Origin of the sequence: Cellulomonas hominis, assembly GCF_005239125.1 — a bacterium.
GTDB lineage: Bacteria > Actinomycetota > Actinomycetes > Actinomycetales > Cellulomonadaceae > Cellulomonas > Cellulomonas hominis_A.
The window spans coordinates 1-8,606 of the sequence record NZ_SZYE01000173.1; the positions used below are offsets into that span (position 1 = coordinate 1).

An 8,606-nucleotide genomic window follows, 5' to 3' on the forward strand; every position below is an offset into this window, starting at 1 on the left:
GCCGGGTGTCCGTGACCGCCGTCGTGCCGCCCGCGCTCGCGGAGGCCCTCGCCGGGGACGGCGCCCCGGCGCTGCTCGCGCGCCTCGAGCGGGACGGGCTCGGCGCGTGGGAGGAGCCCCCCGGGGTGCCGGGCGGCGCCCCGGCCGCGGCGGGACCGGAGCTCCGGCTCACGCCGGTCGTGCGCGCCGCCCTCCGGGCGGACCTCGCCCGCACCGATCCCGGCGCGGTCGCGGACCTGCTCCGCACGGTGGTCGCCTGGGGGCTCGACGCGGGCCGGTACTACCCGGCGCTGCACGCGGCGGCGGAGACCGGCGACGCGGACCTGGTGGCCTCGGTCGTGATGCGGGTGTGGGGCTCCGGGCAGCGCGCGAGCGCCGAGGACACGATCCGGGTCCTCGAGCGGCTGCCGCGGACCGCGGTGGCCGCGCGCCCGGCGCTGGCGCTGCTGGTCGCCCTGCTGCACAACACCCGGGCGGAGCACCGGGCCCGCGCGCTGGAGTGGTTCGCCGTGGCGGCGGGAGCGGCCGTGCTCCACCTCCCGCGCGCCACGACCGCGGAGCGCGCGGTCCTGCGGGCCGCCGAGAGCGTGGCGATGCGGCTGCTGGGCCGGGGAGGCCGCGCCCGGACCGCGGCGCTCGCCGCGGTGGAGCACCTCGCCGCGACGCCGCCCGGCACGGACGGCACGGTCGACGGCCTCCGGGGGCTCCTGCACCGGCAGCTCGGCACCTCGCTCCTCACGGCGGGCGACGTCGAGCACGGGCTGGAGGTCGCGGCCGGCGGAGTCGCGCACGAGCGCACGGGCTCCCTCGGCGCCTTCTCCGCCCAGGCGCTGACCGCCGGCTTCCTCGCGGTGCAGGGCGACGTCGCCGGTGCACGCGCGGCCACCGCGGCGGCGTCCGCCACCGAGCCGCCCCGCCGCCCCGAGACCGCCTACCGCCGCTCGCCCCTCGACCTCGCGCGCGTGCACCTGGCCCTGGAGGACGGCGACGCGGCCGCCGCGGTCGCGCTGCTGGACGAGCTGGCCGGCGAGCTCCGCACCAACGAGTTCTGGCCCGCCTTCGCGGAGGCGCGCGCCACCGCCGACCTGCTGCTGGGGCACGCCGCGGCGGGCGAGGAGGCGCTCGCGGCGGCCCTGCGCCGGGGGAGGCGCGCCCCCACGACCGGCTACTGGCGCACCCGGCTCGCGGCCTCGCGGGCGGTGCTCGCGCTCGCCGCCGGCCAGCCCGAGCGCGGGCTGGAGCTCCTGGAGCCCGTCCGCCGGCACGGGACCCGCCGAGCGCGCGGCGCTCGCCCGGCTGGCGGCGGCGGACCCGGCGACGGCCGGCGCCCTCGACACGTTCGCCGACCTGCCGGCGCCGGTCCCCGACGGCGCGCCCGGCGTCGGGCTGACCGAGCGCGAGCTGGTGGTCCTGCGGCACCTGGCGGGCGACGCCGGGCTCGCCGAGGTCGCCGCCCGGCTGCACGTCTCGCACAACACCGTGAAGTCCCAGGCCCGGACCGCCTACCGCAAGCTCGGCGTCCGCAGCCGGGCGGACGCCGTCGCCCGCGTGCGGGAGCTCGGCCTGCTCTGAGGCGCGTCCGCGACGCCGTCCGGGGCTTTCACCCCGGTCCTCACCTCCCCGCCCCCTCCGCCCGTCCCGATCCCCGATCGGCCGGACCAGGGCGCGCGACCCGCGCCCGCACCGCCGGCGCAGTCGAGACGGATGGGCACGGGGATGAGCTGGGGATCAGGCGCGCACGGCGCGTCACGGGGGATGCTGGAGCGCTGGACGGCGGTCGCGACGGTCGTCGCGCTGCTGCTGGTGAGCGTGGTGCTGGCGGTGGCGACGCCGCTGACCGCGCAGGCGGCGGACGGGGACCGCGGGACGCTGGCCGTCCGCAAGACGGCCTCGGCGACGACGGCGCGGCCGGGCGACGGCGTCACGTGGACGGTCGAGGTGACCTGCGAGTCGATCGTCGCGATGTGCGCCGACGTCGCGCTCGAGGACGCGGTGCCGGAGCCGTTCGTGCTGGACGCGGACGGCGTGACCGTCCAGGCGGAGCAGACGGGCCAGTCGGTCGTCGCGGTGTCGGGCGCGACCGCCCGGGTCGCGTTCCGCGAGACGGACCCCAGCCACCCCGGCGTCGTCGGGCTGGCGGCGGGCCAGAGCGTGTCGGTGCTGCTGCGCACCACGCTGCCCGCCGGGACGCCGCTGTCCTGGGACGGGCGGTCGGTGACGAACACCGCGGACGTCACCGCGAGCAACGCCGACCCGGTGAGCGCACCGGCCACCGTGGGCATCACCGTGCCGGTGACCCCGAGCGTCGCCGTCACCAAGAGCGTCGCGCCGGCCGACCAGGTCGCGGGCGACCCCGGCGACGTCACGGTCACCCTCGGCGCGCAGAACACCTCGCCCGTGGCGGCCACGGCCCTGACGGTGGCCGACCCGGCCGCCGGGACGCCCGCCGCCTTCGGACCCGGCACGCCGCTGGTCCTGCGCGGCCTCGGCGCCTGGACCGCGCCGGAGGGCGCGACCGCGCTGACGATCGACCTCACCACGCCGGGCGGCACCGTGACCGTCGGGCCGTTCGCGCCGGGCGCGACCCTGGACGCCGGTGCCGTGGATCTCGCGACCGTCTCGGCGGTCGGGCTGCGGTTCGCCGGTGACGGCACCGCGGACGGCACCCTCGTCGCCGGCGGGGCCGCCGGCTCCGTCGCCCTGGTGCTCGGGCAGGCGGGCACCGCCCCCCGCGACGCGACCACCCGGGTGCCGAACACCGCGTCGGCCGCGCTGACGACGCCGCGCGGCGACGCGACGGCGACGGCGTCCGCCGCGTTCCAGATCAACCCGGTGACCGTCGAGGTCGCGGCCGGGAAGACGTTCGACGGCGCGGCGCGCGCCGAGGTGGTGGCGGGGCAGACGTCCGTGGTCCGGCTCACCGCGCGCAACGCCTCGAACTCCGCCCTGTCGCTGCTGCGGGTGGCCGAGCCCTCCGCGCCCGGTGCCGGCCCGCTCGGCGACCCGGCCGCCGGCCTGCTCGGCTTCGACGGCTTCGGCACGGACGGCTCGGGCTCCGTGGACGCGGCGGCCTGGCCCGCCGGCGCGGACGGCGCCACGGTGACCTTCCTGGGCACCGGGGTGGGCGGCCCCGTGGCGGTGCAGCCGCCGTCCGGCGGGACCTCCACCTGGCCGGCGCCCCCGGCCGGCGCGGTCGTGACCGGCTTCGTGGTCGAGTACCGGGGCGAGCTCGCCCCGGGCGCCGCGGCGACGGTGCCGTTCCGCGTCGCCACCGACGCCGGCTGGTCGCCGGTGCGCACGTTCACGAACGAGGTGGCGGTCGACGGCGAGGCGGCCGACGGCACCCCGGCGGCGGTGCGGACGGCGTCCGCCCGGCTGACCGTGGTCCCGCGCCAGGTCGTCACCACCGCGAGCAAGTCCCTCACCCAGCAGGCCCAGGGGGCGTCGCTGCCCGGCGCGCCGGGTCAGGAGCTGGTGGCCACGCTCACCGGTCGCGTGTCCGCCGACACCACGGTCCCGGTCGGGTCCCTGGTGATCGAGGACGCCGCCGGCGGGGACGCCGGGTCGTCGCTGTGGGACGCGGCGGTGCTGGACCGGGTCGGCTCGGTGCAGGTCCCGTCCGGCGCGCGCGCCGAGGTGCTGGTGCGGACCGGCGGCGGCTGGGTGTCCCTCGCGGGCCCGACGACCGACGCGGCGTCGCTGCTCGACCTCGACGTCCCGGCCGGGGCGGACGGCGTCCGCGTGGTCTACACGCCCACCGGCGCCTCGCTGCCGACCGACGGCACGTTCACCCCGCGGGTGGCGCTGGTGCTGGCGCTGGACGAGGCGGTCGCCCCGGGCGTCGCCCTGCGCAACACCGTGGCGGTCGAGGCGACCGGGAGCGGCGTCGGGGCGGGCCTGACCGGCCCGTCCGGTGCCGGCGACGCGGTGACCTTCGGGCCGGGCGACGCCCCGCTCGACATCCGGCGGGTGGACGCGAGCAAGTCCTGGCGCGACGCCTCGGCCCTCATCGGCGTCGACAACGCCGAGCCGGGCGCCGACCGGCCGGCCAACCGGCTGACGATGCGCGTGCAGAACATCTCCGGCGTGCCGGTCGGGTCGCTGCGCCTGGTCGACCCCGACCCGGCGACGGACGACGGCAGCACCTTCGACCACGTCGACCTGACCCGCCTGGCCGTCACCGCCCCGGCGGGGACCGACGACGTGCGGGTCGTCCTGCGCGGCGCCGACGGCGACGTGCTGCACGACCTCGGGTCCGCGGCCGCGGTCGCGGCGCTGTCCCCGGCCGACCTCGCCGACGTGGTGTCGGTGGAGGCGCGCGCCGACGGCACCCTGCCGGACGGCGCGGCGCTGGTCGTGGTCGCGGACACCGTGCTGCGCGCGCAGACCCGCGCGGGCGCCCCGATCACCGGCACCGCCGACGCCCCGGCGTCGACCACCCTCACGAACACGCTGGTCGGCGACCTGGGCCCGGGCACGCCGGACGACGTCGCGCAAGCGGCCACCGTGCTGTACCCGGAGGCGCTGCAGCCGCTCGACGGCGCGCTCGCCAAGTCCGTCTCCCCGGGCACCGGGACGCGGTACGGCGCGCAGGACCGCACGGTGCGGCTGTCGCTCAGCGCGCGCCGGGTCAGCGACGTGGCCGTGAGCCGGCCGGCGACCTACGTGCTCGAGGACACCTCCGAGGCGTTCTGGGACGCGTTCGACCTGGTCGGGCTGGAGGCGCTCGCGGGCGTCACCGCGGCCGACGGGGCCGGCTACACCGCCGACGTGCAGTACCGCGTCGACGGCGCCTGGACGGCGCCGGTCGGCAGCGCGCTGCCGCCCGGCGTGAGCACCACCATGCCGCCCCTGCCGGACGGCGCCGCGGCGCTGCCGGACGGGACCTCCGGGCGGGACGTCACCGGCGTCCGGGTGACCTTCCGGGCACCCGCGGGCTCCTGGTTCGCCAACCGGCAGGTCGGCGGGTTCGAGGGCCCGACGGCGGTCTTCGCGCTCAGCCCCCGGTCGACGCTGCGCAGCACCGGCGCCGAGGTGCCGGCCGGCACGCTGACCAACGAGGTCACCGGGACCGTGCAGGCGGAGCACCAGCCGGGCCCGGTCGTCCTGGACCCGGCCCTGGCGACCTACGAGGTGACGGACGGCGTCCTGGACGCCACCGTGACCAAGACGCCCGGGACCACCACCACGGGCCCCGGCTCCCGGCTCCCGTTCCGGCTCACCGCGACCAACACGGGCACGGCGCCGATCGTGGACCCGGTGCTGACCGACGAGCTGCCGGCGGACGCCGCCGGGCCGCAGCTCGTCTACGACCCCGACGCGTACGGCGCGGCCGCCGTGAGCATCACGCCCGACGACGCGGCGATCGCGGGGGCCGAGCCGTCCGTGGTGGTCGACGGCGGCGCGGTGCGCGTGACGTTCCCGCCCGGGACCCGGCTCATGCCGGGTGAGCAGGTGGCGGTCACGGTGCCCCTCGCGGTGCGCGCCGGGACCCCGGCGGGCTCGGTGCTCACCAACCGGTTCGTCCTGTCGTCCGCCGACGGGCTCACCCGGGAGGCGACCGCGCGGATCGACGTCGTGGCGCTGCCGAACTACCTGCGGGTCAAGGACGTGGCCGAGGACCTGGCGCCCGGTGCCGCGCCCACCGGCGTGGTCAACACCTCGGCGAGCGGCCAGGAGTGCGTGTCCGCGGACGGCTTCTACCGGACGCCGTGCCTGGTCCGCACCCAGCCGGGTGGCACGGAGACCTGGCGGCTGCGCGTGACCAACACGGGCAACCTGCCCACGGCGAGCGCCACGCTGGTCGACGTCCTCCCGTTCGCGGGCGACACCGGCACGTCGCGGTCGCAGAGCACCAGCGCGCGGGGCAGCGTGTGGGCGACCGAGTACCTCGGCGACCTGCAGCTCACCGGGCTGCCGGACGGGGCGCAGACCACGGTGTCCTACCTGCTGGACGACGCGACCTGCACCTACACGGGCGACCCGCGGTCGGCGGACCCGTTCGGCACGGGCTGCGCCGCCGACGTCTGGACGCCGGCGGACCAGGTGGACGACCTGTCCCGGGTGCGCGGCCTGCGCGTCGACCTGGACCTGTCGGCGCAGAACCTCCGGCCCGGCGACACCGTCACCGCCACCTTCCGGACCCGGTCGGCGACGGCCTACGACACCGCCGCGGCGGACGTGGACGCGCCGGCCTGGAACACGATGGTGGTGACCACCGCCAGCGTGACGCCCGCGGGGCTGGAGCACGAGACGCTCGAGCCCAACCGGGCCGGCGTCGCCGTCCACCGGACCTACGCCCTGGGCGACCGGGTGTGGCTGGACGACGACCGGGACGGCCGGCAGGGCGCCGGCGAGCGGGGCGTCGCCGGGGTCACCGTCCGGCTGTACCCGGCGGGCTCGGACCAGCCGGTCGCGACGACCACCACGGACGCCGACGGCCGGTACCTGTTCGACCTGCTCCCGGCCGGGACGTACCGCGTCGAGTTCGTGCTCGACGGCGACCTCGCGGGGCGGTACGGGTTCACGGGTCCGCGCCGGGGGGACGCGGCCGAGGACTCGGACGCCGACGACACCGGCTGGACCCGGGAGGTCGTCCTCGGCGCCGACGGGCCGCACGTGCGACCGGCCGTCCCCGGGGACGGGGCGCAGGCCGACTACGTGGACCCGACGGTCGACGCCGGGCTGGTGCGCGTGCTCGGCCCGTCGCTCCCGGGCGACCCCGGCGACCCCGGCGACCCGCCCGCGGGCGGCGACCCGGTCGGCGGCGCCCCCGCCGACCCGCCGGTCGTGGCCACGCCCGGCGGCGGCGCCCTGGCCGTGACCGGGTCGGGCCTCGGGCTGCTCGCGGCCGCGGTCGTCCTGCTCGGCCTGGGCGGCCTGGCGCTGAGCGCCCGGCTCGGCCGCCGGCGCGGCTGACGCACCCGTCGGGGCCCCGCACCTCCGGTGACCGCCGGGGGAGCGGGGCCCCGACGTGCGCGGACGCCCGGAAGGCGCTTCACTCGGGCCGCATGAGACGCACCGCAGGACTGCTGCTGACCGCGGCGCTGCTCGCGGGGTGCTCGGGCGGGTTCCCCGCCGACCCCGACGGCACGCTGGAGCGGGTGACCGGCGACGCGCTGCGCGTCGGGATCACGGCGAACCCGCCGTGGACCGTGGTCGAGGAGGGCGCCCCGCCGTCCGGCCTCGAGGCCGAGGTGGTCGCCGAGTTCGCCGAGACGCTCGACGCCGAGGTCGACTGGACGGTCGGCAGCGAGGAGCGGCTGATCGGCGACCTCGAGGAGGGCGAGCTCGACCTCGTCGTCGGCGGCTTCACCGGGCGGTCGCCGTGGTCGGCCCGCGCGGCGCTGACCACGCCCTACACCACGGTGCCCGACGCGCACGGCGCGCCCGAGCCGCACGTGATGGCCGCACCGCTCGGCGAGAACGCGTTCCTCGTCCGGCTGGAGACCTTCCTGCTCGAGAACCACCGGGACGTGCTGCCGTGAGCGCGTCCGGGACGGCCGCCACGTTCGGCCGCACGGAGCTGCCGCAGGAGCAGTCGGACGCGCTGCGCCGGGCCGTCCGGCTGGCCTGGGGCACGATCGGGTTCCTGGTCGTCGGCGTCACCCTGGTGTACCTGGTGATGGGCAGCTCGCAGGCCATGAAGGCGGCGTGGACGGAGGACCTGCTGTCCTTCATCCCGCCGATCTCGTTCCTCGTCGCCGTGCGGTTCGCGCGCCGGCGGCCCACCACCGCGCACCCCTACGGGTACCACCGGTCGGTCGGGGTCGGGCACCTCGTCGCGGCGGCGGCGCTGCTCACGATGGGCGCGTTCCTGGTGCTCGACTCCGGCAGCGGGCTGCTCGCCGGCGAGCACCCGCCGGTCGGCGTGATGCACCTGGGCGACCACGTGTTCTGGGCCGGCTGGCCGATGATCGGCGCGATGGTCCTGACCGGGATCCCGCCCGTGCTGCTCGGGCGGGCCAAGATGCCGCTCGCCCGGACGCTGCACGACCGGGTGCTCTACGCGGACGCCGACATGAACAAGGCCGACTGGATGACGGCGCTCGGCTCGGTCGTCGGCATCCTCGGCATCGGCGCCGGCCTGTGGTGGGCCGACTCGGCGGCGGCGCTGTTCATCTCGGTCAGCATCCTGCGCGACGGCGTCGGCAACCTGCGGGTCGCGGCCGGCGCGCTCATGGACGCCCGGGCCACGACGGTCGACGGCGACGAGCCGCACCCCCTCGCCGGGGAGATCGACGAGCGGCTCCGGGCCCTGCCCTGGGTCGACGACGCCCGCTCCCGGGTCCGGGACCAGGGGCACGTGTTCCACGTCGAGTCGTTCGTGGTCCCGCGCGCGGGCCGGGCGCCGGGGCTCCGGGAGCTCGCCGAGGCGCGCGCGGCCGCGACGGCGCTCGACTGGAAGGTGCAGGACCTCGTGGTGGTGCCCGTCGAGCAGCTGCCCGACGAGATGCTGCCGGACGTCGCGGCGCCTCCCGGCGAGGACGACCGCCGCGCGGGGGCCGACGCGCGCTGACGCCGGTCGCGCGCCCGCGCGGGGGCGCCGCTCGGGCCCGCGCGCGCCGAGTGTGCAGAGGACACGTCGAGCGAGCACCCGCTGGATG

The 8,606-nt window shown here is 78.4% G+C and carries 4 protein-coding genes; all 4 read left to right on the forward strand.

All coding sequences use genetic code 11. The annotated features are described in order from the left end of the window. Positions 1-870: 870 nt before the first annotated feature. The gene (locus FA014_RS20980) at positions 871-1,572 is read left to right on the forward strand and encodes a response regulator transcription factor (RefSeq protein WP_268865897.1); all 702 of its coding nucleotides are present in this window, start codon (positions 871-873) and stop codon (positions 1,570-1,572) included. Between the two features lie 144 nt (positions 1,573-1,716). Then, complete coding sequence (locus tag FA014_RS15970; RefSeq protein ID WP_154730639.1) at positions 1,717-6,918, forward strand: SdrD B-like domain-containing protein; 5,202 nt, start codon at positions 1,717-1,719, stop codon at positions 6,916-6,918. Positions 6,919-7,010: 92 nt separating this feature from the next. Beyond that, positions 7,011-7,487 carry a substrate-binding periplasmic protein gene (locus FA014_RS15975; RefSeq protein ID WP_154730640.1) on the forward strand — a complete coding sequence of 159 codons (477 nt, stop codon included), beginning with the start codon at positions 7,011-7,013 and terminating at the stop codon, positions 7,485-7,487. Continuing rightward, positions 7,484-8,518, forward strand: coding sequence for a cation diffusion facilitator family transporter (locus FA014_RS15980; protein WP_154730641.1), 1,035 nt, complete (start codon positions 7,484-7,486; stop codon positions 8,516-8,518). Before FA014_RS15975 ends, FA014_RS15980 begins: the two co-directional genes overlap by 4 nt. Positions 8,519-8,606 lie beyond the last annotated feature (88 nt).

Excerpts from the sequence above, each read along its gene's own strand:
- FA014_RS15975 (WP_154730640.1), top strand. The coding sequence starts at position 7,011 with ATGAGACGCACCGCAGGACTGCTGCTGACCGCGGCGCTGCTCGCGGGG.
- FA014_RS15970 (WP_154730639.1), top strand. The coding sequence starts at position 1,717 with ATGAGCTGGGGATCAGGCGCGCACGGCGCGTCACGGGGGATGCTGGAG.